The following is a 22,141-nucleotide window of genomic DNA, read 5'->3' as shown; positions in this document are numbered from 1 at the left end:
CGATGACCGCCCTGCTGCTAGCCGGAACCTTTCTGATCACGTTCGACTTCTTCGCGATCAGCGTCGCCCTGCCGTCGATCCGCGCGGCGCTGCAGGCCAGCCCCAGCGAACTGCAATGGTGCGTGGCGGTGTTCGGCCTGATGTTCGGCGCCACGCTGGTGGCCGGGGCCCGCCTCGGCGAGCGGCTGGGGCCGCTGCGCGGCTTCCGCGCCGGCATGGCGTTGTTCGGTCTGGCCGCGCTGGGCTGCGCCGCGGCGCAGGCCCCCTGGCAGCTGATCGCGGCGCGTGCGCTGCAGGGCCTGGGCGCGGCGCTGCTGTCGCCGCAGGTGCTGGCGCTGATCGGCCGCTTGCCCGACGCCCCCGCGCGCGAGCGCGCCTTCGCCGGCTATGGCGCGGCACTGGGCCTGGGCTCGGGCCTGGGCCAGCTGGTGGGCGGCGCGCTGATTGCACTGAACCCCGCCCGCCTGGGCTGGCGGGCCGAGTTCCTGCTGAGCGCCGGCTTTGCCGCCACGGTGGCCTGGCGCCTGCGGCGGCACCGCGGCCCGGACGGATTGCCGCGCCGCATCGACCTGGCCAGCGTGCTGCTGCTGGCCGGCTCGGTGGTGGCACTGATGCTGCCGCTGATCGAGGGCCGCCGCCTGCACTGGCCGGCCTGGCTGCTGCTGCCGGCCCTGCTGGGCGTGCTGGGGCTGGCGCTGTTCGGCCGGCGCCAGCAGGCACTGGCCGCCTCGGGCCAGGCGCCGCTGGTGGCGCTGGCGGTGTTCGAGCCACGCTTCGTCGGCGCGCTGGGCACGGTGCTGGCCTTCTACGCCAGCGTGGCCTCGTTCATGCTGATCTTCTCGCTGACGCTGCAAAGCCTCTACCAGCTGCCGCCGCACTGGGCCGGCGTGGTGTTCAGCGCCATGGTGGCGGGCTTCCTGGCCACCAACTTCGGGGCGCGGCCACTGGCCGCGCGCTGGCGGGGCGACCTGCTGGCCGCCGGCGCGCTGGTGCTGGCCAGCGGCCATGGCCTGCTGGCGCTGGCACTGGCCACGCAGAAGCCCCTGGGCCTGCTGCTGGCGCCGATGGTGCTCACCGGCCTGGGCATGGGTCTGGTGATGGGCCCGCTGATCGCCCGTGCGGTGGCCGCCGCGCCCGCCGGTCAGCTGAGCCTGGCCGCCGGCCTGGTGGGCAGCGTGCAGTGGTTCGGCAATGCGCTGGGCGTGGCCGCGGTGGGCACGCTGTACTTCACGCTGACGGCCACGCACGGCGAGCCGGCCGCGGCCGACCTGGCACGCGCCGGCGCCGCCAGCCATGCGCTGTTCGCGGCGCTGGCGCTGGCCGTGGCCTGGCTGCTGCCGCGCTGGGCCCCGGCGCCGCGGCCGCTGGCCACGGCGGCCTGACCGGTCCGGCTCAGACGATCATCGGATCGGGCATCGCCGGCGCCAGCGCCTGCGGCCGGTGGCCCCGCGCAAAGTCGATGAAGCGGTCCAGCGGCATCGGCCGGCCGTAGCCGTAGCCCTGCACCTGGTCGCAGCGCATGCGGCGCAACTGCTCGATCTCGGACTCGGTCTCGGCGCCCTCGGCCACCACCTGCATCTGCAGCGAGTGCGCCAGGCGCACCATGGCGCGCACGATCTTCAGGCTGGCGCCGTTGCGCTGCATGTCGGCCACGAAGGAGCGGTCGATCTTCAGCGCATGCACCGGAAAGCGCGCCAGGTACGCGAACGAGGAGTAGCCGGTACCGAAGTCGTCGATGCTGATGGCCACGCCCATGGCGCCGAGTGCCGCCAGCACCTGGGCGCTGGTGTCCACGTCCTTCATCACCGCGCCCTCGGGCACCTCCACCTCCAGCAGCACCGGCGGCACGCCCGCGGCGTCCAGCGCGGTCTGCACGCGGCTGGCCAGCGTGGGGTCGGCCAGCGAGTCCACACCCAGGTTGATGCTCACCGGCATGGCCAGGTCCAGTGCACGCAGCGCCGCCACCTGCTGCACCGCCATCTCCAGCACCAGCTGGTCGATGCGCAGCATCAGTCCGCATTCCTCGGCCAGCGGCAGAAACTCGGCCGGCGACACCATGCCGCGCTCGGGATGCTGCCAGCGGATCAGGGCCTCGGCGCCCACCACATGGCCGCTGTCAAGCCGGCCCTTGGGCTGCAGCACCAGCGTGAACTGCTGCTGCTCGATGGCCGCGCGCAGCTGCGACTCGAGTCCGGCGCGCTGCTGCGAGGCCACCTCCAGCGCCGGCTGGTAGGCCAGCGTGCCGCCGCGCCGCACCTTCTTGGCATGGCGCAGCGCCAGCGCGGCCTGCTTGATCAGCTGCTCGGCCGACACCCCCGCGCCGGCCACCGCCGGCACACAGCCGGCGGTGGCGCCCAGCACGAACATCGTGCCCTCCAGCACCACCGGCAGGCTGCAGCGCGCCACCAGCACGTCCAGCCGCTCGTCGGCCGCAGCGCCGTCGGGAAGCAGCAGCGCGAACTCGTCACCGGTCAGCCGGAACAGCTGCTCGTCGGGCAGCGTGGCCGACTGCAGGCGCGAGGCGATCTCCAGGATGGCCATGTCGCCGCCGGCATAGCCTCGCGCGTCGATCACCTGGCGGAAGCGGTCGAGCCCCAGCACGGCCAGGCGCAGCGGCGCGGCCTCGGGCGGGCGCGACTCCAGCACCTCCAGCAGCTGCAGCTTGTTGGGCAGGCCGGTCAGCTCGTCCTGGGCGGCGCGCTGGGCCAGCTGGTACTGGCGCACCACACCCTCGGAGGCGTCGTTGGCCAGCATCATGGTGCCGCCGTCGCAGGGGAACACCCGCACCATCAGCCAGCGCTTGAGGATCGTCGAGTAGCCGATGCGCGCTGCGGGCTTGCGTTCGCGCCGGCAGGTCTCGATGCAGCTGAAAAAGATCGAACGTTCAAACCCCGGCTGGTATTCGAACGGCGTCCGTCCGAGAACTTCGTGGCGTTGCAGCCCGATATTTTCGAGATAGACGCGGTTACAGAACCTTACGATCCACTGGTCATCGACATGGATCACCGCCTCGCCAGCCTGTCCGATCAGGTGGTCAAGCGCCATGGCGTCGACAGATTCCAACATCAAACCCATCTCGTCGCGACGCATGCAGTACCTACTTCGTGATGACCCAACTGCTGCCGGCCATTCCTTCACGCGGGGCTTCGCGCCCCGCCGCTGAACGAAACAAGCCGGCCCATGAACTTCGACTTCCACCAGCTGACGCTCGAGCTCGAGCGCGCCCACAGCCGTCGCATCGCCCTGCGGCCTGTGGCCCTGAGCGATGCCTGGCCCCTCTACCAGGCCAGCCGCAACCCCCTGTTCAACCAGCATCTGCTGTGGTCCCGGCCCGAGGCCGAGCACGATGTGCTGGATCGCATGTCCGTGATCGTCGAGGCGGCCCGCAAGGGTCGCCTTGCAGGCATATCGGCCGTGGTCAAGGAAACTGGAGACTGGATCTCGCTGTTCCGTTTCCTGCCGCATGCCACCCGCCCCGGCGCGGTGGAGATGGGCATCTGGACCCATGACCGCTTCTGGCACGGCCGCTACAGCCTGGAGCTGGGGCGGCTGTGCGTGTCGGCGGCCTTCGCGCTGAGCAACGTGGACATGCTGGTGGGCGCCGCCGCCCCCGAGAACAAGCCCTCGTGCCAGCTGATGCGCCTGTGCGGCCTGCGCCCGCTGGACCTGGTGCTGCGCGACCACGAGGCCGGCCACAAGGTGATGCTGGAGGAGTTCGGCATCACCCGCGCCGAGTGGCAAGCCGAGGCACGCCACCGCTCACCCTTCGACACCGTGGCTCAGCGCGTCTGGCCGGTGCCGGCGGTGATCGGCCAGCAGGCCATCGCGGCGGCGGCCGAATCGTCGGCCGCGGCCACCGCGGCTCGCTCGCGCCACATCCGCGGCTAGCATGGCCGCATGACCTTACCCCGCCCCCGCGCCGACAGCGTGGTGCGCATGCCCACCACGCTGTCGGCGCTGCGCGGCCTGGCGCTGACCGCCGGGCCCTTCCTGCTGGCCGGGCTGCTGCTGCTGGCGCTGGCCTACCGCTGGCTGGACCCCTCGCCACCGCGCCGTGTGGTGCTGGCCACCGGCATCGCGCAGGGCGCGTATGCCGAGTTCGGCAAGCGCTACGCCGAGCAGCTGGCGCGCCACGGCATCCGGGTCGAGCTGCGCGCCACCCAGGGCGCGGCCGAGAACCTGGCCCTGCTGCGCGAGCCCGGCTCGGGCGTGGACATCGCCTTCGTGCAGGGCGGCGCCGACGAGCTGGCGGCGCAGCGTGTGTCCCCCGGCAGCACCGGCGACGAGGACGGCGACGGCCTGCTGTCGCTGGGCCGCATGTTCTACGAGCCGGTGTGGCTGTTCTACCGCCACGACAGCGCCCGGCGCCTGCTGGCTCCGCCACCCCGCCAGCCGGCCGCGCCCGCCGGCGCGCCGCCGGCCTTCGACCGCCTGTCGCAGCTGGCCGGCTGGAAGCTCAACGTGGGCGCGCCCGGCAGCGGCGTGCCGCCACTGATGGCGCGGCTGCTGGCGCTCAACGGCGTGGCGCCCGCGGCGCTGACGCTGTCGAACCTGCCCACCACACCGGCCGTGGTGGAGCTGCTGGAAGGCCGGCTCGACGCGCTGGCGCTGGCCTCGGCGCCCGAATCACCGATGGTGCAGATGCTGCTGCGCACGCCGGGCATCGGGCTGATGAGCCTGGCGCACAGCGAGGCCCATGCGCGGCGCCTGCCCTTCCTGAGCCCGGTGGTGCTGCCGCGCGGCGTGGCCGACCTGGCCGCCGACCTGCCGGCCGCCGATGCGCACCTGGTGGCGCCCACCGCGTCGCTGGTGGCGCGCGAGGGCCTGCACCCGGCGCTGGTGCAGCTGTTCATGCAGGCGGCGCAGCAGGTGCACGGCGGCGCCGGCTGGTTCCAGCGCAAGGGCGAGTTCCCGAACGCCGGCGACACCGAGCGCCCGCTGGCGCCCGAGGCCCAGCGCTTCTACCGCAGCGGCCCGCCCTGGCTGCAGCGCTGGCTGCCGTTCTGGCTGGCCAACCTGGCCGACCGCATGTGGGTGGTGGTGCTGGCCATCGTGGCGGTGCTGATCCCGCTGTCGCGCGTGCTGCCGCCGCTGTACGACTTCCGCATCCGCTCGCGCGTGTTCCGCTGGTATGCGCGGCTGCGCGCGGTGGAGGCGGCCCAGGGCCGGCGCCCGGCCGCCGAGCTGCTGGCCGAGCTGGACGAGATCGAGCGCCGCGTCAGCGACGTGACCGTGCCGCTGTCGCACACCGACGCGCTGTACGCGCTGCGCAGCCACATCCAGCTGGTGCGGCGCCGGCTGCAACAATGACCGCCGATGAAGACCCGCGGCGTCCACCTGCAATACAGCTTCGAGGCCACCGACCAGCGTGGCGCGGTGCTGCACAACCCCTTGTTCGACCTGCTCAGCGCGGTGCGCGAGCATGGCTCCATCCAGCATGCCGCCAAGGCCCTGGGCGCCAGCTACCGCCATGTGTGGGGCGCGCTCAAGCGCTGGGAGGAGACGCTGGGCGAGCCGCTGCTGACCTGGGTGCAGGGCCAGCCGGCGCGGCTGACGCCCTTTGCCGACCGCCTGCTGTGGGCCGAGACGCGCGCCCGCACCCGGCTGACGCCGCACATCGAGGCACTGCGCGCCGAGCTGGAACGCGTGCTCGACGAGGCGCTCGATGGCGACCAGCATGTGCTGCCCATCCTGGCCAGCCATGACCTGGCGCTGCCACTGCTGCGCGACCGGGCCAGCAGCGCCGAGCGCCTGCACATCGAGCTGCGCTTCGCCGGCAGCGTGGACGCCCTCACCGCGCTGGCCCAGGGCCGCTGCCTGGTGGCCGGCTTCCACGTGCCGCCACTGCCGGCCGGCTCGCCGGTGTTCGCCAAGGTCATGAAGCCGCTGCTGCAGCCCGGCGTGCACAAGCTGATCGGCTGCGTGCGCCGCATGCAGGGCCTGATGGTGGCGCCGGGCAACCCGCTGGGCCTGCGCGGCCTGGCCGACATCAGCGGCAGCACGGCGCGCTTCGTCAACCGCCAACCGGGCTCGGGCACGCGGCTGCTGCTCGATCACCTGGTGGACGAGGCCGGCATCGAGGCCGGCAGCATCCGGGGCTGGAACGACGCACCGGAAGACAGCCATGTGGCCGTGGCCGCCGCCGTGGCCAGCGGTCAGGCCGACGTGGGCCCCGGCCTGGCCGCCGCGGCGCGGCAGTTCGGGCTGGACTTCGTGCCACTGGTCGAGGAGGACTACTTCCTCGTGTGCCTGAAGGATGCGCTGGACCATCCCGCCGTGCTGAAGCTGCGCGAGACCCTGGCCAGCCGCGCCTGGCACGACACGCTGAGCACCCTGCCCGGCTACGCCCCCTGGCACGGCGGCGAGGTGCTGTCGCTGACGCAGGCGCTGCCGTGGTGGCACTTCCGCGTGGCCAAGCACCCGCAGGCGGCGGGCTGAGGCCGCGCCCTCACGGCGCGGCACCGTCCAGGTGCCGGCGCAGGAAGGCCTCGAGCCGCTGCGCGAAGTCCACGCGGTGGTCCAGCCGGCGAAAGGCATGGCCCTCGTCGCCGTAGTACACCCACTCCGGCGGCCGGCCGGCGGCGGTCAGCGCGTCGCGCAGGCGGTCGGCATGGAGGGGCGGCACGCGGCGGTCCATGCCGCCATGCACCAGCAGCACGGGCGCGCGCATGCGATGCACCTGCCGCCACGGCGTGGCGTCGGCCAGCCTGTCGGCGTCCTGGTCGGGGTCGCCGATCATCTCGGGCAGGCGGTGGCGGCGCACGGCCTCGATGCCGTCGTCGGCCAGCCACCAGGGGCTTTGCAGCAGCAGCATCGGGTCGGTGACCGCCGACCAGGCGGCCGCACAGTGGTAGAGCCCGGGCGCGCGCACCAGGCCCATCAGCGCCGCATAGCCGCCGTAGCTGCCACCGGCGATGCAGGCGCGCTCGCCGGCCAGGCCCTGGTGCTGGGCCCAGCGCAGCGCGTCGGCCAGGTCGTCCTGCATGGCCAGGCCCCATTGGCGGAAGCCGGCGCGCAGGTGCGCGTCGCCATAGCCGGCGGAGCCGCGGAACTCGGGGCTGATCACCAGCCAGCCGCGCGAGGCCAGGAACTGCGCCATCGGCTCCCACCGCCAGTGGCTGCCGCGCAGCCAGGGCCCGCCATGCGCCAGCACCACGGCCGGCAGCGGCTGGCCGGGCACGGCGCCGGCCGGCACGGTCAGCCACACCGGCAGCGACAGGCCGTCGCGGGCGCGGATGCGGCGCAACTGCACCCGCGCCATGGTGGCCGGGTCGAGGTCGGGGTGCACGGCGCCCAGGCGCTGCAGCTGCCGCGTGGCACCGTGGTAGGCGTACAGCTGGCCGGGATCTCGGTCGCTGTGGCTGGTGACCAGGGCGATGGCGTCGTCGTCGGTGCAGCGGCGGCAGTCGACGCGGTTGACGCGGTCCGGCAGCAGCGCGTCGATGGCCTGCTGCAGCTGCTGCGCGGCCGGTGCGAACCATTGCGTGCGCTCGCGCTCGGCCTCGCCCCGCACACCGATCACCTCACCGCTGTGCAGGTCGGTGAGCACCTGGGCCCGGACATCGAAGCCGGGAAACTGCAGCAGCGGCGGCGTGGCCGGCTGGCCGCGCGCGACGTCGAGGCGGGACAGCACCTCTTCGCCCACCGGACCTGCGGCATGGCGCACGTACAGCGTGCCATCGTCGGCCACGGCCACCGGCTCGAACGGCATGCGCAGCGCCGGCGCCGTGACCAGCGCCTGCCAGGCCGCATCGCCGGGCCCGCGCCAGTGCAGCGTGCGCAGCCCGCGTGCCTCGGTGACGGCCGCGCGGGGCGTGCCGCGCCGGTCGAACCACCAACGCAGCACCGCCTTCGGGGCGCCGCCCAGGTCCATGTCGGTCGTGTGCCCCGAGCGCACGTCCAGCCACTGCGGCACCCAGGTGTAGAGGCCCTCGTCCCCGCGCTCGACGCTGCCCACCACCACCTGGGTGCGGCCCGCCTCGGGCTGGACGGCCGGCACCCACAGCAGCCGGTGGTCGGGTGACAGCGCGCGGGCGCGGCGCACGTCGGCCAGGCTGGACACCGGGCCGGCCTGGCGGCGGATCAGCATCTGGGTGTCGCGCCCGTCCGCCCGCACCGAGAACAGGCCATGGCCGACACGCTGGTCCAGCCCGCTGCCCGAGCGCAGGTCCACCACGCTGTAGAGCAGCCGGTCGTCGCTGGCCCAGACCACGTGGGTGATGTCGGCGTCGCGGTAGCCGGCCACGCGCCGCGGCGGCTCGTCGCCAGCCAGGTCCATCACCTGCAGCTGCACCGCGTCGTCACCGACCGCACGCGTGAAGGCCAGTTGCCGCCCCGACGGCGACAGGCGCGCCGAGCCGATCGCCAACGGCAGGAAGAAGCGCTCGGCCGGCAGCGCCCGGGCCGCCGACCCCAGCGCTGCCGCAGATGCCGCAGATGCCGCAGACGCTGCGGATGTTGCGCCCACCGCAGCGGGGTTGCCTTGCGCCAGGGCGGCGCCCCAGGCCAGCGCCAGCCCCAGCGCCGTGGCTGCCCCACGCGCGCGCCAGCCCAGGTGACGGCCGAAATGACGACCGGCGTGCCGGCCGATGTGGCGGTGCTTCATCCCGGGCCTCCCTGCCCTCGTCGCATGTGCGGGTCGGGCCAGCATAACGCCCCGGCGTGACGGGCTCCCGCCGGGCGGCGTGGGGCTCAGGCCGCGTCGGCGGCGTAGCGCCGCTGCAGGTCGGCCAGGCTGCGGCCGGGCTCGTCGCGGAAGCGTTCCGCCATCACGGTGAGCTCGCCGATGCGGTCGACGCGGAAGCTGCGGAAGTCCTGCCGCGTCTCGCACCAGGCGGCCAGCGTCCACACCTCGCCCCAGAAGAAGCAGCCCAGCGGGCGCACGGTGCGCTGGCTGTCCACCTCCTTCAGGTCGCGGTAGGCCAGGCGCAGCAGGTGCCGGCCCTCGATGGCGCCGCGCAGCACGGTGAGCCGGGCGCGCGTGCCGTCGTCGGGCGCCAGGTCGGGCGCGTACAGCGCCAGCGCCTCGGCGGCCGCGCGCGTGGCGGCGGGCAGCACGCCCAGGATCTTGCTGAGCGCGGTGTCGGCGGCCGCGCCCAGTTCGGCGTCCAGCCGCGGCTGGGCCAGGCGCACGGCGGCCACCAGGGCGCGGGCCTCGTCGGTGCTGAACATCAGCGGCGGCAGGTCGAAGCCGGCGCGCATGCGATAGCCCACGCCGGCCTCGCCGTCGATGGGCACGCCCTGGTGCTGCAGGTCGGCCACATCGCGGTACACCGTGCGCAGCGACACCTCCAGGCGCTGCGCCAGCCACGCGGCAGTGGACAGGCGCCGGCCACGGATCAGCTGCACCAGGGCGAAGAGACGGTCGGCGCGGCGCATGCCGGTCAGCGACGCGGGGGCGTCTTCAGGCCATCGGCGTGCACAGTTCCACCAGCGTGCCGTCGGGGCAGCGCACATAGGCCACGGTCTGGCCCCAGGGCTTGGTCTGGGGCGGGTTCAGCAGCGTGGCGCCGGCGGCCACGGCGCGCTCGCAGGCGGCTGGCACGTCGGCCGTCACCAGGCCCACCTCCATGCCCAGTGGGCGGGCCGAATCCTCGGCCGCCACGTAATCGTGGCCCACGCTGTCGCGCGCCACGTCATGCCGGCAGAACGACAGTGCCGTGGCCCCGGTGGCCAGTGTGCCGAACTCGCCGCCCTCCGACACGAAGCCGCGCTGCAGCCCGAAGGCCTGCTCGAAGAAGCTGAGCGACGCGTTGACGTCGCGCACGTAGACGATGGTGTAGCCGAATTGCATGCGGGGCTCCCGGTGGGTGTGGGTGGTGGCGCCGGTGGCAGCCATGCTACGCGCCACCGGGCCGGGTGCCGCAGGCCGGCGCGATGGCAGGCGCCGCGGCATGACCCGGATGCTGCCGGGGTGCTGCTGACAGCATGGCGTCAGCAGCCGGGAGGCTTGATGACAATCCGCGCCATGCCGCGCCGCCCCACACCGCTCCGTTCCGACGCCACGCCGGGCGCGCCCACGCGACTGGCCAAGGGCGCCAAGGGCTTCAAGCAGCACCTGCCCACCAAGCCGTGTGCCACCTGCGGCCGGCCGATGGCCTGGCGCCGCGTCTGGGCGCGCTGCTGGGACGAGGTGAAGCACTGCTCCGACGCCTGCCGGCGCCAGCGCAAGCCGGCGGGCACGGGCGGGGCCACGCCATGAGCCCCGCCGCCCCGTCGCAGCCGACGCGGCCAGCGCAGCCGACACGCCACCTGGTGCTGGTGCTGGGCGACCAGCTCGACCGCGCCGCCAGCGCCTTCGACGGCTTCGACCCCGCACACGACCGCGTGTGGATGGCCGAGGCGGCCGAGGAATCCACGCACGTGGTCTCGGCCCAGCAGCGCACGGTGCTGTTCCTGGCGGCGATGCGCCATTTCGCCCAGGCGCTGCGCAGCGAAGGCCTGCCGCTGCACTACGCCACGCTGGACGATGCGGCCAACACCGGCACGCTGGCCGGCGAGCTGGCTCGCGCCATCGCGCAGTGGCAGCCTCAGGCCCTGGTGATGACCGCGCCGGGCGACTGGCGCGTGCTGCAGGCGCTGCGCGCCGTGGCGCGCACCCACGGCCTGGCGCTGGACCTGCGCGACGACCGCCACTTCTACGCCACCGTGCGCGACTTCGCCGCCCATGCCGCCAAGCGCAAGGCGCTGCGCATGGAATGGTTCTACCGCGAGATGCGCCAGCGCCACGGCGTGCTGCTGGATGCCGACGGCCAGCCCGAAGGCGGCCGCTGGAACTTCGACGCCGAGAACCGGGAATCCTTCGGCACGCAAGGCCCGCCGCCCGAGCTGCGTGCGCCGTTGCGCTTCGAACCCGACGCCGTCACGCGCGAGGTGATCGCGCTGGTGCAGCAGCGCTTCGGCCACCATCCCGGCCAGGCCGAGCCCTTCGGCTGGCCGGTGACGCGCGCCGATGCGCTGGCCGCGCTGCAGGACTTCATCGCCCACCGCTTGCCGCACTTCGGCCGCTGGCAGGACGCGCTGTGGGCCGGCGAGCCCTGGCTGTTCCATGCCCACCTGTCAGCCGCGCTGAACCTCAAGCTGCTGAACCCGCGCGAGGTGGTGGATGCCGCCGTGGCCGCGTACCACGCGGGCCAGGCGCCGCTGGCCGGCGTGGAAGGCTTCGTGCGCCAGATCCTGGGCTGGCGCGAGTACGTGCGCGGCATCTACTGGACGCAGATGCCCGGCTACCTCGACCGCAACGCGCTGGGCGCCGAGCAGCCGCTGCCCGCCTTCTACTGGACCGGCGACACCCCCGCCGCCTGCCTGCGCGACGCCATCGGCCAGACGCTGCGCCTGGGCTATGCCCACCACATCCAGCGCCTGATGGTCACCGGCCTGTTCGCGCTGCTGCTGGGCGTGCGGCCGCAGGCCGTGCATGCCTGGTACCTGGGCGTGTACGTGGATGCCGTGGAATGGGTGGAACTGCCCAACACCCTGGGCATGAGCCAGTTTGCCGATGGCGGCCCGGACGGCGGCCTGGCCCTGGGCCAGGGCCTGATGGCCAGCAAGCCCTATGCGGCCACCGGCAAGTACCTCCAGCGCATGGGCAACCACTGCCAGGACTGCCGCTTCCGCCCCGACCGCGCCAGCGGTGACGACGCCTGCCCGTTCACCACGCTGTACTGGGATTTTCTGGAACGCCACGAGGCCGCGCTGGCCGCCAACCCGCGCATGGCGCTGCAGGTGAAGAACCTGGCGCGGCGCAGCGAGGCCGAGCGCACCGCGGTGCGCGCCCGCGCCGACGCCATCCGCGCCGGGCAGGTGTTGTGAGCGGGGCGCCGCGATGAGCCGCGACCTGTTCGACACCGGCCCGGACGATGGCCTGGACCTGCACCCCGACGACACGTTCTTCGAGCCCACACCCGCCGCCGCGCAGGCCCGGCTGACGGCGGTGCGCCCGTCGGCCTACGCACGCACGCGCAACCACCTGGCGGGCGCCGTCACACGGCTCTCGCCCTACCTCACCCACGGCCTGCTGACACCGCCCCAGGTGGCTGACGATCTGCAGGCCCGCTTCGCGCTGCCGGCGAACCACAAGCTGCGCATGGAGCTGGGCTGGCGTGCATTCTTCCACCACCGCTGGCAGCACCTGGGCGCGGCGATCTTCGAATCGCTGCACGCCGGACCGCGGCCCGACAGCGACTACGCCGCCACCCTGCCGGCCGATGTGCGCGAGGCCCGCAGCGGCGTGCCCGCCATCGACCAGGCCGTGCGCCAGCTGCATGCCACCGGCTGGCTGCACAACCATGCGCGGCTGTGGCTGGCCAGCTACGTGGTGCATGTGCGCGGCGTGCACTGGCGCGCCGGCGCCGACTGGCTGTACGGCCACCTGCTGGATGGTGACCTGGCCAGCAACCACCTCTCATGGCAATGGGTGGCCGGCACCGGCAGCCACCAGCCCTACCTGGCCAACGCCGAGAACATCGCCCGCCACACGGCCGGCGTGCCGGCGCTGGCCGCCTGGCGCAGCGAAGGCTCGGTGATCGACACCGCCTACGAACTGCTGGGCGACTGGGCCCATGGCCGCGCGCCATGGCCGGCGCCATCGGCACCGGCCATGGCGGGTGTGGCCGAGCCGGCGCTGCGACACACGCTGCCGGCCGAGGCCGCGCTGTCGTCCGACGCCGATGCGCAAGCCGTGCTGCAGGCCGCCCGCGCCGCCCTGCGCCCGCTGTGGCTGATGCACCCCTGGGCCCTGGCCGCACCGCCGCCGCGCGCCGATGGTCGCGCCTGGTGCGTGCTGGGCCTGTGGCCCGGCGCGTTCCTGCGCCGCTGGCCCTGGAGCGCACGCCGCATCGGCTTCGTCGGCCAGCGCTTCGCGGCGGTGGCCGAGGCGGTGGTGGCGGTGGACGATGCGCACACGCTGGCGCAGGCCCTCGCCGACTGGCCCGCCGAAATCGCCGGCTGGGACGATCCGCACCTGGCCGAATGCGCGGCCACACCGGGCACGCCCTGGCCGCTGCCCGAGGCCCTGGGCTGGCGCCGCACGCCACCGGCCTGGCTGCCCGAACCGGCGAAGCCGCAGCGCTCGTTCTCGGCCTACTGGGCGGCGGTGCAGAAGTTGCACAGGCGCTGACGCCGAGCCCGCAAGGCGGCCAAGGCCTGGGGCAATCGGCGATGATCTGCGCATGCCTGTCCCGACCCCCGATCCCGCCGGCACCACCCGCCGCCACTGGCTGGCCCGCAGCACCGCACTGCTCACGCTGGGCGCCCTACCCGCCACGCCGCTGTGGGCCGCGGCCCCCGCCGCCCCGGAACCGATCACCTTGCCCCCGCTGCCGCTGCGCCAGCGCCGCCTGGCCAACGGCCTGCAGGTGGTGAGCGTGCCGCACGCCGGCGCGGTGGTCAGCGTGCAGGTCTGGTACCGCGTGGGTGGCAAGGACGATCCGGCCGGCCGCTCGGGCTTCGCGCACCTCTTCGAGCACATGATGTTCAAGAGCACGCGCCACATGCCCAACGAGATGTTCGACCGCCTGACCGAGGACGTGGGCGGCCAGAACAACGCCTTCACCGCCGAGGACATGACGGCCTACCAGAGCGAGGTGCCCAGCAACCACCTCGAACGCCTGCTGTGGGCCGAGGCCGAGCGCATGGCTCACCTCAACGTCGACCAGGCCAACTTCGACAGCGAGCGCAAGGTGGTGATCGAGGAGCTGCGCCAGCGCGTGCTGGCCGATCCCTACGGCCGGCTGTTCAACGCGCTGCCGGCCTACGCCTACGAGCAGCACCCGTACAAGCGCCCGGTCATCGGCAGCGAGGCCGACCTGAACGCCGCCACGCTGGACGACGTGCGCCGCTTCCACGCCACCTACTACCGGCCCGACAACGCGCTGCTGATCGTGGCCGGCGACTTCGACGCGCCGCAGCTGGATGCCTGGATCGACAAGTACTTCGGCCCGCTGACCGCGCCGGCCATGCCGGTGCCGCGCGTGGCCGCGCAGGAGCCGCCGCGCCAGCGCGATGCGCGCGTGACGGTCACTGCCCCCAACGTGCCGCTGCCCGCCGTGGCCCTGCTGTGGAAGGGCCCGCGCGCCGACCATCCCGACGCCGCGGCGCTGGAGATCGCCTCGGCCCTGCTGTCGGCCGGCGATTCGTCGCGGCTGAACGAGGCCCTGGTGTACCGCGCGCAATCGGCACAGGCGGCCGGCTTCGCCGCCGAGCTGCATGCCGATGCCGGCCTGCTGGCGGCCTATGCCATTGCGGCCAGCGGGCAATCGCTGCGCACGCTGGAGAAGGCACTGCTGGCGCAGATCCAGCGGCTGGCCAGCGGCCCCATTGCGCCGGCCGAGCTGGACAAGGTGCGCACCCAGTTGGTCACCGGCGCGCTGCTGGGTCGGCAGACGCCGCAGGGCCTGGCCGGCGCCATCGGCCAGGCCGTGATGCTGCGCGGCGATGCGCGCGAGGCCGACCGCACGCTGGCCCGACTGCAGGCCGTGGGCGCCGCCGATGTGCAGCGCGTGCTGCGTCAGCATGTGCTCAGCCAGCGGCGTGTGACCATCGACTATGTGCAGGGAGCCGCCCAGTGAACGGCCGCCAGTCTCCGACGAACACCCGCCGCGCGCTGCTGCGCGCGGGCTTGGGCCTGCCGCTGGCCCTGGGCAATGCGGGCCTGTGTGCCGGCCTGTGGCTGCCGCTGGGCGCCCGTGCCGCCATGCCGGGCGTGGACGCCCCGCCCGAGCCGCTGCCGCCGCGCCCGGTGGTGGTGCCGCCGCTGCACCAGGCGCAGCTGGCCAATGGGCTGACCGTCATCACCGCGCCGCTGCACGAGCTGCCGGTGGTCAGCGCGCTGCTGCTGCTGCGCGTGGGCGCCGAGGCCGATGCCCCCGGCCAGCCCGGCGTGGCCGCCATGACCGCCACGCTGCTGGCCAAGGGCGCTCGCCGCGGGGGCAAGCCGGTGGATGCCACCGCGCTGGCGCGGCAGGCCGAATCGCTGGGCAGCGCGCTCGACACCGCCAGCGGCTGGCGCAGCAGCAGCCTGGCGATGACCGTGATGCGGCCCAAGCTCGACGCCGCGCTGGCGCTGATGGCCGATGCGCTGCGCCACCCGCTGCTGGCCGCCGACGAACTGGAGCGCGCCCGCGCCCAGGCGCTCGACGGCCTGCGCGTCACCTTCAAGGACCCCGCCGCGCTGTCGGGCCTGCTGCTGCGGCGCGCCTGGTGGGGCGATTCGCCCTATGGCGCCGTCACCGCCCCGGCGGCGCTGCAGCAACTGAAGCTGGACGCCGTGCGCGCCTTCCACACCCGCTGGTACCGGCCCGAGCAGGCCGCGCTGGTGCTGGCCGGCGATGTGTCGCCCGACGAAGCGCGCGCGCTGGCCCAGCGCCTGCTGGGCGACTGGCGGGCCGCCGACCATGCGGCGCCGCCACTGCCGGCCGCCGCCGCGCCGCAGCCGCTGGCCGCGCCGCTGGTGCTGCTGGACATGCCCGGCGCCGGCCAGAGCGGCGTGGCCGTGGCCGCGCCCTTCGTGGCGAATGGCGCCACCGACCGCCGTGCCGCCCAGGTGGCCAGCGCGGTGCTGGGCGGCGGCTACTCGGCACGGCTGAACCAGGAGGTGCGCATCAAGCGCGGCCTGAGCTACGGCGCCTTCGCCGATGGCGAGACCCAGCCCGGCGGCGGCATGTTCGCCGCACGCACCCAGACCGACCACAAGACCGCCGCCGAGGCCCTGGCCCTGCTGCGCGGCGAGATCACCCGCCTGGCCGCCGAGCCGCCCACGCCGGTCGAGCTGGTGGCGCGCCAGGCCACGCTGGTGGGCGGCTTCGCGCGGCGGCTGGACACCACCGGCGGCCTGGCCGCGCTGGCCGCCGCGCAGTGGAGCCAGGGCCGGCCGCTGGCCGACCTGCAGCGCACCGTGCCCGAGATCCTGGCCGTCACGCCCGAGCAGGTGGCCGCCTTCGCCCGCACGCACTGGACGCCCGAGCGCCTGCGCGCCGTGGTGGTGGGCGACCTGGCCGCCGCCGCCGCCGGCCTGGGTGCCGAGGCCCAGCCGCAGGCGCTGCGGCTGACGATGCAGTCGCTGGATTTGATGCGGCCGGGGCTGGTGGCCGCGAAGTGAGGCCGTGGCGCGCTGGCCGCGCCCGGTTCAGCGCGGGGCCGGTTGGGCCAGCACCGCGCCCAGCAGGCCGTAGAAGCGCTCGTAGAACGCCGCGTCGCTGATCGTCTCGATGCCCACCTTGACCAGCGAATCCTCGCTGGACGACAGCGGCAGCGAGATCGAGCCGAAGGCGCTGACGCCCACGCTGGCATTGCTGGGGTTGCGCTTGATGACGAACTGGTCCTGCCAGGCGGTGACATAGACCGTGCCGCGCTGCGCATCGCCGGCATCGTCGGCGCACGAGACGCTGATCGCCAGCTGCACATGCGCCTCGCGCTGCGGCTGGAAGAACTTGCGCCCGCTCAGGCCCAGGCGCTCATGGCCGGTGATCATGTAGCCCTGGCTCAGCAGCGCACGGCGCGCGGCCTCGCACAGCGCCTCGGGCTGGGCGGCAAAGCGGCGCGCATAGGGCGCGCTGCTGTCGAAGCGCTCGCTGGCGAAGGTGGGCGGCGGTGGCGCCGGGCTCAGCATGGGCGGCGCGGCACAGGCCGCCAGCAGCGCGGCGGCGGTGGGCACCAGCAGGAGACGGACGAGGCGGACGGGGTGGCGCATGGCGGGCGCATCTTAGCCAGCGCCGCAGCCGGCCGGCCCTGTTCTGGGGGGATTGAAGCCGGCGCGGCATGCCGCATCTGCCGCGCATGGACACAGCCCTGATGTTCTCCCTGGCCACCCTGCTGGCGCTGGGCGGGGTGGCCGGCGCCGCCGTGCTGCTGCCGCCGCGCTGGGCGGCGCGGCGCCAAGCGCGGCTGCGCGCCGCGCCGTTTCCGGCGGCGTGGCGGCGCATCCTGCGCCGGCGCGTGCCGGCGGTGGCGCGGCTGCCGTGGCCACTGCGGCGGCGGCTGGAAGGGCACATCCAGGTCTTCGTGGCCGACAAGGCCTTCATCGGCAGCCAGGGCCAGCCGGTGGACGACGAGGTGCGCGTGACCATCGCCGCCCAGGCCTGCCTGCTGCTGCTGGGCGAGGCGCAGCCGGCCTGCTTTCCGGCGCTGCGCCAGGTGCTGGTGTACCCCGGCGCCTTCGTCGTCGACCGCGTGCGCCCGGCCCCTGGCGGCGTGGTGCAGGACCAGCGCCAGGTGCTGGCCGGCGAGAGCTGGCAGCAGGGCCAGGTGATCCTCAGCTGGGCCGACGTGCGCGACGGCGCGGCGCTGCCCGACGACGGCCGCAACGTGGTGCTGCACGAGTTCGCGCACCAGATCGACCAGCACCACGGCGGCGCCGACGGCCGGCCGTGGCGGCCAGGCAGCGCCGCACGCGAACGTTGGGACGCGGTGATGGGCGGGCTGTTCGCGCGGCTGCAGGTGCAGCCCTCGGCGCTGATCGGCAGCTATGCCGCCAGCGACATGGCCGAGTTGTTTGCCGTGCTGACCGAGCTGTTCTTCGAGCAGCCGCTGGCGCTGGCCCACGAGGCGCCGGCGGCCTACCGCGAGCTGGCCGGTCTGTACGGCGTGGACCCGCGCGCCTGGGACTGAACGGCCGCGCGTCAGCCTTCGGCGAGGTAGCGCGCCGCCAGGGCCTGTAGCGCCGCAGGCGTGAGGCCCAGGCGCTGCGGCAGGTAGCGGTCGAGGCCGCCGTGGTCGCGGTCGATGGCCAGCAGCGCCTCGTCCAGAAAGCCCTGCTGCACGCGCCACAGCACCATCAGCGCGTCGCGCGGGATCTCGGGGTGCTCGCCGGGCATGAAGCTGTAGCGCTCGTTGGTCAGCAGGTAATCGTGCAGCACGGCATCGCGCGGCACGCCCAGCGCCAGCAGGATCAGCGCGGCGGCCAGGCCGGTGCGGTCCTTGCCGGCGGTGCAGTGGAACACCAGCGGCCGCGTGTCGGCCTCGTCCAGCAGGTGCGCGAACAGCTCGGCGAAGCGGTGCGACTGGTCGTTCACCAGGCCGCGGTACAGGTCGTGCATCAGCCCCGTGACGGTGGGCACCGTGAGCGCCTGGCCCGAGGCCACCAGGGCCTGCATGTGCTGCACCACGGTGGGCTCGATGCTCAGCGCATGCTGGGTCACGCCGGGCAGGTCGTAGGCGGCGGCGGCGCGCTCGGCCACGCCGCGGAAGTCGAGCGCGCGGCCCAGGCCCAGCGCGGCGATGGCGGCGCGGTCGGCCTCGGTCAGGCCGGCCAGGTGGTCGGAGCGGAAGACCTGGCCGCGGCGCAGCGGCCGGCCGCCGTGGCCCACGGTGCCGGGCGAGGCTGCCAGGTCGCGGAAGTTGCTGGCGCCGCTCAGGCGCAACGCGTCGTCGGGGGTGTCGGGCATCGTGCGATTGTGGATGGCGCCCGGCGCCATCCCTGTCGCCTGGGCGCGGTTTGACGGCAGCCAAGCCGGCGCGGCCGGCCTGCGCTAGAGTGGCCGCCATGTCGCGCCGTCTGCTGCGTCTGTGCTGCCTGTGCCTGCTGGTGCTGGCCCTGCCCCTGCAGGGCCTGGCGGCGGTGGCGTGGCTGCACGGCTCGCCCGGGCATGGCCCGATGGCCCAGGCGACCTTGCCTGATGCAGACGACGCCATGCCGCCGTGCCACGGCCACGCGCCGGCAGCCGACCAGGCCATGGCCAGCACGGCCGACACGACCACGACCCCGGCGCCCGAAAACGCCAGCCCGGCCCCGCATGCGGGCTGCAGCGCCTGTGCCAGCTGCTGCGGCCATGGCAGCGCGCCGCCCGCCCTGTGGTCCGTGGCGCCGCCGCCGGCCGCGGTGGCCGATGCCCCGGCGGCGGTCGCCGCACCGCGCATCGCACCCTGGACGGCTGAGGGCATCGAGCGGCCGCCGCGCGGCTGACACCCGCTGGCACCTGTGGCCGGCGCGGCCCGATCCGCGGCCCCTTCCGCCCGGTCCGCCCGCTCCGCCCGCCCGGTCCGCCAGCCCCTGCCGTACGGCCGCAGCCGCCCGCGCTGCGATCCGCCCGTGAATTTCCGGAGGCCTTGATGCGCCCACCCTACCCTGCCGCCCGCGCCTTGCCCGCGCTGGGCCTCGCCGTCCTGCTGCTCGGCGGCTGCACCACCCTGGCGCCCGATGCCGGCCTGGGCCCGGTGGCCGGCGCCGTGCGCCGACACGCCGGCACCGAGCTGCCCGCGCTGGACGCCAGCGACGCCGACATCGCGCGCCGCGCCCAGGCCCTGCTGTCCCAGCCGCTGACCCCCGACGCCGCGGTGCAGCTGGCCCTGGTTCAGCACCGCGGCCTGCGCGCCCGCCTGCACGACCTGGCCATCGCCGACGCCCAGGCGGTGCAGGCCGGCCGCCTGCCCAACCCGGGCTTCGGCTTTGCGCGCCTGGTGCGTGGCGACGAGCGCGAGTTCGAGCGCGGCCTGCACGTGGACCTGGCGCGCTGGCTCACCCAGCCCTGGCTGCGCGAGGCCGGCCGCCAGCGCCAGGCCGAGCTGCAGGCCCAGGTGGCGGCCGACCTGCTGGCGCACGCCGCCGACACCCGCCGCGCCTGGGTGCGCGCGGTGGCCGCCGAGGAGCAGCTGCGCTACGCCAGCCAGGTGCTGGACGCCGCCGACGCCGGTGCCGAGCTGGCGCGCCGCATGCGCGCGGCCGGCAACTGGTCGGCGCTGCAGCAGGCGCGCGAGCAGGCCTTCCACGCCGACGCCCAGCTGGGCCTGGCGCGCGCACAGCAGCAGCGCGACGCCAGCCGCGAGCGCCTGGTGCGCCTGCTGGCACTCGACGCCACGCAGCGCGACGTGCTGAAGCTGCCCGAGCGCCTGCCCCCGCTGCCGGCCCAGGCGCGCACGCTGCCCGACATCGCCCAGGCCGCGCTGGACGACCGGCTGGACATCCAGGCCGCGCGCGCCGCCGCCAGGACCACGGCGCAGGAACAAGGCCTGACCCAGGCCACGCGCTGGGTCAACGTGCTGGAGCTGGGCGTGCTGCGCAACAGCAGCAACGAGGCGCCCACGCAGCGCGGCCTGGAGCTGCGGCTGGAGCTGCCGATCTTCGACAGTGGCGACGCCCGCCTGGCCGCCGCCGAGCACCGCCACCGCCAGGCCCTGCTGCGCGTGGCCGCCACGGCGCAGGACGCGCAGAGCGAGCTGCGCGAAGCCTGGACCAGCTACCGCAGCGCCTGGGACATCGCCCGCCACCACCGCGACGCGCTGGTGCCGCTGAAGACGCGCATCGGCCAGGAGATGCTGCTGCGCTACAACGGCATGCTGGTGGGCGTGTTCGAGCTGCTGGCCGACGCGCGCGCGCAGATCGCCGGCGTGAGCGCCGCACTCGACGCCCAGCGCGACTTCTGGCTGGCCGATGCCGACCTGGACGCGGCCCGCGTGGGCCGGCCGGCGCTGGCGCCGCTCGGCACCACAGGCGCTGCCGCGGCCAACGCCACGCCCGACAACGGCGGCCATTGAGCCGGCCCGTCCGTCGCCCACGCCTCCACCCCTTTCATCGAAGCGAGTCCCCCATGGTCTCCCGACGCCTCTTTCTCGGCCGCGCCACAGCGGCCACCGCTGCCGTCAGCGCCGCCGCCGTCAGCCGCGTGGCCCTGGCCGCGCTGCCCGAAGCCCATCACCAGCCCAGCGCGGCCACGCAGCCGCCGCTGCTGCCGCCTGACGGGCGCCCCTACAACCCGGTGGTCACGCTCAACGGCTGGACCCTGCCCTGGCGCATGAACCACGGCGTCAAGGAGTTCCACCTGGTGGCCGAACCGGTCAAGCGCGAGATGGCGCCCGGCTTCACCGCCCGGCTGTGGGGCTACAACGGCCAGAGCCCCGGCCCCACCATCGAGGTGGTGGAGGGCGACCGCGTGCGCATCTTCGTCACCAACCGCCTGCCCGAGGTGACGGCGGTGCACTGGCATGGCCAGCGCCTGCCCAATGGCATGGACGGCGTGGCCGGCCTCACGCAGCCGGCCATCCCGCCGGGCAAGACCTTCGTCTACGAGTTCGTGGCGCAGCGGCCCGGCACCTTCATGTACCACCCGCATGCCGACGAGATGGTGCAGATGGCCATGGGCCTGCACGGCCTGTGGATCACGCATCCCAAGGGCAGGCACCCGCTGATCGACCCGGTGGACCGCGACTTCTGCTTCCTGCTGAACGCCTTCGACATCGAGCCCGGCAGCGCCACGCCCAAGGTGATGACCATGCTGGACTTCAACCTGTGGGCCTGGAACAGCCGCGTGTTTCCCGGCATCGACAGCCTGAACGTGCGCCTGGGCGACCGCGTGCGCCTGCGCGTGGGCAACCTGACGATGACCAACCACCCGATCCACCTGCACGGCCACGAGTTCATGGTGACCGGCACCGACGGCGGCCCGGTGCCGCGCACCGCGCGCTGGCCCGAGGTGACGGTGGACATCGGCGTGGGCCAGATGCGGCAGATGGACTTCGTGGCCGATGCCGAGGGCGACTGGGCCTTCCACTGCCACAAGAGCCACCACACGATGAACGCCATGGGCCACAACGTGCCGACGATGATCGGCGTGAACCAGCGCGACCTGGCCCAGCGCCTGGGCAAGCTGATCCCCGACTACATGGCCATGGGCGAGCACGGCATGCACGAGATGGCCGAGATGGAGATGCCGCTGCCCGAGAACACCGCACCGATGATGACCGGCACCGGGCCGTTCGGCGCCGTGGGCATGGGGGGCATGTTCAGCGTGCTGAAGGTGCGGCGGGGGCAGAAGGCGGGGGACTACAGCGATCCCGGCTGGTACGAAGCGCCTTCTGGCACGCGGGCGTATGAGTGGACGGGGGCGTTGCCGGAGGCGCCGGCGGCGCCGGCTGGCGCTGCTTCACCAGCTGGAGCTGGAACTACGGGAGCGGCAGCTACCGAGGTGCAGATCCGCAAGCCCGGGGGGCATCACCAACACTGATGCGGCGGAGTTTCCGATTTGCGGTGTGTCGCCCATTTTTCGTGACAGCCCGCCGGTCTCGCCCGGCCGGCGAGGTCCTTTCTTGTCGCGTGTTCAGACCGGACACATGGGTAACGGGTGTGCCAGGACATGGGTAACACCTTGGGCTCAAGTGTCGGGCTTGTCGGCGCGCAGGTCGATGGTCATGAATTTCTGGTGGCAGAAGTACA

At 74.1% G+C, this 22,141-nt stretch carries 19 protein-coding genes; 13 read left to right on the top strand and 6 right to left on the bottom strand.

The annotated features are described in order from the left end of the window. The first annotated feature begins 2 nt into the window (after positions 1-2). On the top strand, positions 3-1,382 hold the full coding sequence (locus AACH10_RS22935; RefSeq protein WP_341412874.1) for an MFS transporter: 1,380 nt from the start codon (positions 3-5) through the stop codon (positions 1,380-1,382). 10 nt (positions 1,383-1,392) lie between these two features. Here AACH10_RS22935 and AACH10_RS22930 read toward each other — a convergent pair whose 3' ends face one another. Next, a complete protein-coding gene (locus AACH10_RS22930; protein WP_341412873.1) occupies positions 1,393-3,066 on the bottom strand; it encodes a putative bifunctional diguanylate cyclase/phosphodiesterase in 1,674 nt (557 codons plus the stop codon). 114 nt (positions 3,067-3,180) lie between these two features. Between AACH10_RS22930 and AACH10_RS22925 the strand changes: the two genes are divergently transcribed. From AACH10_RS22925 to AACH10_RS22915, 3 genes are read left to right on the top strand one after another with little or no spacing between them, the layout of a single operon-like run. Beyond that, positions 3,181-3,888, top strand: a complete 708-nt coding sequence (locus tag AACH10_RS22925; protein ID WP_341412872.1) for a GNAT family N-acetyltransferase — start codon at positions 3,181-3,183, stop codon at positions 3,886-3,888. Positions 3,889-3,897: 9 nt separating this feature from the next. Next, the gene (locus tag AACH10_RS22920) at positions 3,898-5,310 is read left to right on the top strand and encodes a TAXI family TRAP transporter solute-binding subunit (protein ID WP_341412871.1); all 1,413 of its coding nucleotides are present in this window, start codon (positions 3,898-3,900) and stop codon (positions 5,308-5,310) included. A 6-nt stretch (positions 5,311-5,316) separates the two neighbouring features. Continuing rightward, complete coding sequence (locus tag AACH10_RS22915; protein WP_341412870.1) at positions 5,317-6,438, top strand: substrate-binding domain-containing protein; 1,122 nt, start codon at positions 5,317-5,319, stop codon at positions 6,436-6,438. 10 nt (positions 6,439-6,448) lie between these two features. On the opposite strand, the gene AACH10_RS22910 is transcribed toward AACH10_RS22915, so the two are convergent. The 3 genes from AACH10_RS22910 to AACH10_RS22900 form a co-directional block, all read right to left on the bottom strand. Next, complete coding sequence (locus AACH10_RS22910; protein WP_341412869.1) at positions 6,449-8,605, bottom strand: prolyl oligopeptidase family serine peptidase; 2,157 nt, start codon at positions 8,603-8,605, stop codon at positions 6,449-6,451. 86 nt (positions 8,606-8,691) lie between these two features. Continuing rightward, positions 8,692-9,378, bottom strand: coding sequence for a helix-turn-helix transcriptional regulator (locus tag AACH10_RS22905; protein ID WP_341412868.1), 687 nt, complete (start codon positions 9,376-9,378; stop codon positions 8,692-8,694). Positions 9,379-9,403: 25 nt separating this feature from the next. After that, positions 9,404-9,793, bottom strand: coding sequence for a VOC family protein (locus AACH10_RS22900; RefSeq protein WP_341412867.1), 390 nt, complete (start codon positions 9,791-9,793; stop codon positions 9,404-9,406). A gap of 174 nt (positions 9,794-9,967) precedes the next feature. Here AACH10_RS22900 and AACH10_RS22895 point away from each other — a divergent pair, with 174 nt between their 5' ends. From AACH10_RS22895 to AACH10_RS22875, 5 genes are read left to right on the top strand one after another with little or no spacing between them, the layout of a single operon-like run. Continuing rightward, positions 9,968-10,201, top strand: coding sequence for a DUF2256 domain-containing protein (locus AACH10_RS22895; RefSeq protein WP_423228650.1), 234 nt, complete (start codon positions 9,968-9,970; stop codon positions 10,199-10,201). Then, on the top strand, positions 10,198-11,811 hold the full coding sequence (locus tag AACH10_RS22890) for a cryptochrome/photolyase family protein (RefSeq protein ID WP_341412866.1): 1,614 nt from the start codon (positions 10,198-10,200) through the stop codon (positions 11,809-11,811). Before AACH10_RS22895 ends, AACH10_RS22890 begins: the two co-directional genes overlap by 4 nt. Before the next feature lie 13 nt (positions 11,812-11,824). Next, positions 11,825-13,117 carry an FAD-binding domain-containing protein gene (locus AACH10_RS22885; RefSeq protein ID WP_341412865.1) on the top strand — a complete coding sequence of 431 codons (1,293 nt, stop codon included), beginning with the start codon at positions 11,825-11,827 and terminating at the stop codon, positions 13,115-13,117. A 52-nt stretch (positions 13,118-13,169) separates the two neighbouring features. Then, positions 13,170-14,567, top strand: coding sequence for a M16 family metallopeptidase (locus AACH10_RS22880; protein ID WP_341412864.1), 1,398 nt, complete (start codon positions 13,170-13,172; stop codon positions 14,565-14,567). Further along, positions 14,564-16,096: a M16 family metallopeptidase gene (locus AACH10_RS22875; RefSeq protein ID WP_341412863.1), complete on the top strand. Its 1,533-nt coding sequence runs from the start codon at positions 14,564-14,566 to the stop codon at positions 16,094-16,096. The genes AACH10_RS22880 and AACH10_RS22875 overlap by 4 nt, the downstream gene beginning before the upstream one ends. A gap of 27 nt (positions 16,097-16,123) precedes the next feature. On the opposite strand, the gene AACH10_RS22870 is transcribed toward AACH10_RS22875, so the two are convergent. Beyond that, positions 16,124-16,687 carry a DUF2242 domain-containing protein gene (locus AACH10_RS22870; protein WP_341412862.1) on the bottom strand — a complete coding sequence of 188 codons (564 nt, stop codon included), beginning with the start codon at positions 16,685-16,687 and terminating at the stop codon, positions 16,124-16,126. Between the two features lie 86 nt (positions 16,688-16,773). On the opposite strand from AACH10_RS22870, the gene AACH10_RS22865 reads away from it, so the two are divergent. Further along, positions 16,774-17,604 (top strand): M90 family metallopeptidase, encoded by an 831-nt coding sequence (locus AACH10_RS22865; RefSeq protein ID WP_341412861.1) that lies wholly within the window; start codon positions 16,774-16,776, stop codon positions 17,602-17,604. An 11-nt stretch (positions 17,605-17,615) separates the two neighbouring features. On the opposite strand, the gene AACH10_RS22860 is transcribed toward AACH10_RS22865, so the two are convergent. Then, the gene (locus tag AACH10_RS22860) at positions 17,616-18,380 is read right to left on the bottom strand and encodes a tyrosine-protein phosphatase (protein WP_341412860.1); all 765 of its coding nucleotides are present in this window, start codon (positions 18,378-18,380) and stop codon (positions 17,616-17,618) included. Between the two features lie 98 nt (positions 18,381-18,478). Here AACH10_RS22860 and AACH10_RS22855 point away from each other — a divergent pair, with 98 nt between their 5' ends. From AACH10_RS22855 to AACH10_RS22845, 3 genes are all read left to right on the top strand, one after another. After that, positions 18,479-18,898 (top strand): hypothetical protein, encoded by a 420-nt coding sequence (locus AACH10_RS22855; RefSeq protein WP_341412859.1) that lies wholly within the window; start codon positions 18,479-18,481, stop codon positions 18,896-18,898. Between the two features lie 146 nt (positions 18,899-19,044). Continuing rightward, the gene (locus AACH10_RS22850) at positions 19,045-20,466 is read left to right on the top strand and encodes a TolC family protein (protein WP_341412858.1); all 1,422 of its coding nucleotides are present in this window, start codon (positions 19,045-19,047) and stop codon (positions 20,464-20,466) included. Positions 20,467-20,519: 53 nt separating this feature from the next. Further along, positions 20,520-21,932, top strand: a complete 1,413-nt coding sequence (locus tag AACH10_RS22845) for a multicopper oxidase family protein (RefSeq protein WP_341412857.1) — start codon at positions 20,520-20,522, stop codon at positions 21,930-21,932. Positions 21,933-22,141: the final 209 nt, after the last annotated feature.

This window comes from Pseudaquabacterium inlustre, from assembly GCF_038066595.1.
In the GTDB taxonomy this organism is placed as follows: Bacteria; Pseudomonadota; Gammaproteobacteria; order Burkholderiales; family Burkholderiaceae_C; genus Pseudaquabacterium; species Pseudaquabacterium inlustre.
This window is presented reverse-complemented; position numbering and strand designations above follow the sequence as displayed.

Excerpts from the sequence above, each read along its gene's own strand:
- AACH10_RS22935 (WP_341412874.1), top strand. The coding sequence starts at position 3 with ATGACCGCCCTGCTGCTAGCCGGAACCTTTCTGATCACGTTCGACTTC.
- AACH10_RS22930 (WP_341412873.1), bottom strand. The coding sequence starts at position 3,066 with ATGTTGGAATCTGTCGACGCCATGGCGCTTGACCACCTGATCGGACAG.
- AACH10_RS22925 (WP_341412872.1), top strand. The coding sequence starts at position 3,181 with ATGAACTTCGACTTCCACCAGCTGACGCTCGAGCTCGAGCGCGCCCAC.
- AACH10_RS22920 (WP_341412871.1), top strand. The coding sequence starts at position 3,898 with ATGACCTTACCCCGCCCCCGCGCCGACAGCGTGGTGCGCATGCCCACC.
- AACH10_RS22915 (WP_341412870.1), top strand. The coding sequence starts at position 5,317 with ATGAAGACCCGCGGCGTCCACCTGCAATACAGCTTCGAGGCCACCGAC.
- AACH10_RS22910 (WP_341412869.1), bottom strand. The coding sequence starts at position 8,605 with ATGAAGCACCGCCACATCGGCCGGCACGCCGGTCGTCATTTCGGCCGT.
- AACH10_RS22905 (WP_341412868.1), bottom strand. The coding sequence starts at position 9,378 with ATGCGCCGCGCCGACCGTCTCTTCGCCCTGGTGCAGCTGATCCGTGGC.
- AACH10_RS22900 (WP_341412867.1), bottom strand. The coding sequence starts at position 9,793 with ATGCAATTCGGCTACACCATCGTCTACGTGCGCGACGTCAACGCGTCG.
- AACH10_RS22895 (WP_423228650.1), top strand. The coding sequence starts at position 9,968 with ATGCCGCGCCGCCCCACACCGCTCCGTTCCGACGCCACGCCGGGCGCG.
- AACH10_RS22890 (WP_341412866.1), top strand. The coding sequence starts at position 10,198 with ATGAGCCCCGCCGCCCCGTCGCAGCCGACGCGGCCAGCGCAGCCGACA.
- AACH10_RS22885 (WP_341412865.1), top strand. The coding sequence starts at position 11,825 with ATGAGCCGCGACCTGTTCGACACCGGCCCGGACGATGGCCTGGACCTG.
- AACH10_RS22880 (WP_341412864.1), top strand. The coding sequence starts at position 13,170 with ATGCCTGTCCCGACCCCCGATCCCGCCGGCACCACCCGCCGCCACTGG.
- AACH10_RS22870 (WP_341412862.1), bottom strand. The coding sequence starts at position 16,687 with ATGCGCCACCCCGTCCGCCTCGTCCGTCTCCTGCTGGTGCCCACCGCC.
- AACH10_RS22865 (WP_341412861.1), top strand. The coding sequence starts at position 16,774 with ATGGACACAGCCCTGATGTTCTCCCTGGCCACCCTGCTGGCGCTGGGC.
- AACH10_RS22860 (WP_341412860.1), bottom strand. The coding sequence starts at position 18,380 with ATGCCCGACACCCCCGACGACGCGTTGCGCCTGAGCGGCGCCAGCAAC.
- AACH10_RS22855 (WP_341412859.1), top strand. The coding sequence starts at position 18,479 with ATGTCGCGCCGTCTGCTGCGTCTGTGCTGCCTGTGCCTGCTGGTGCTG.
- AACH10_RS22850 (WP_341412858.1), top strand. The coding sequence starts at position 19,045 with ATGCGCCCACCCTACCCTGCCGCCCGCGCCTTGCCCGCGCTGGGCCTC.
- AACH10_RS22845 (WP_341412857.1), top strand. The coding sequence starts at position 20,520 with ATGGTCTCCCGACGCCTCTTTCTCGGCCGCGCCACAGCGGCCACCGCT.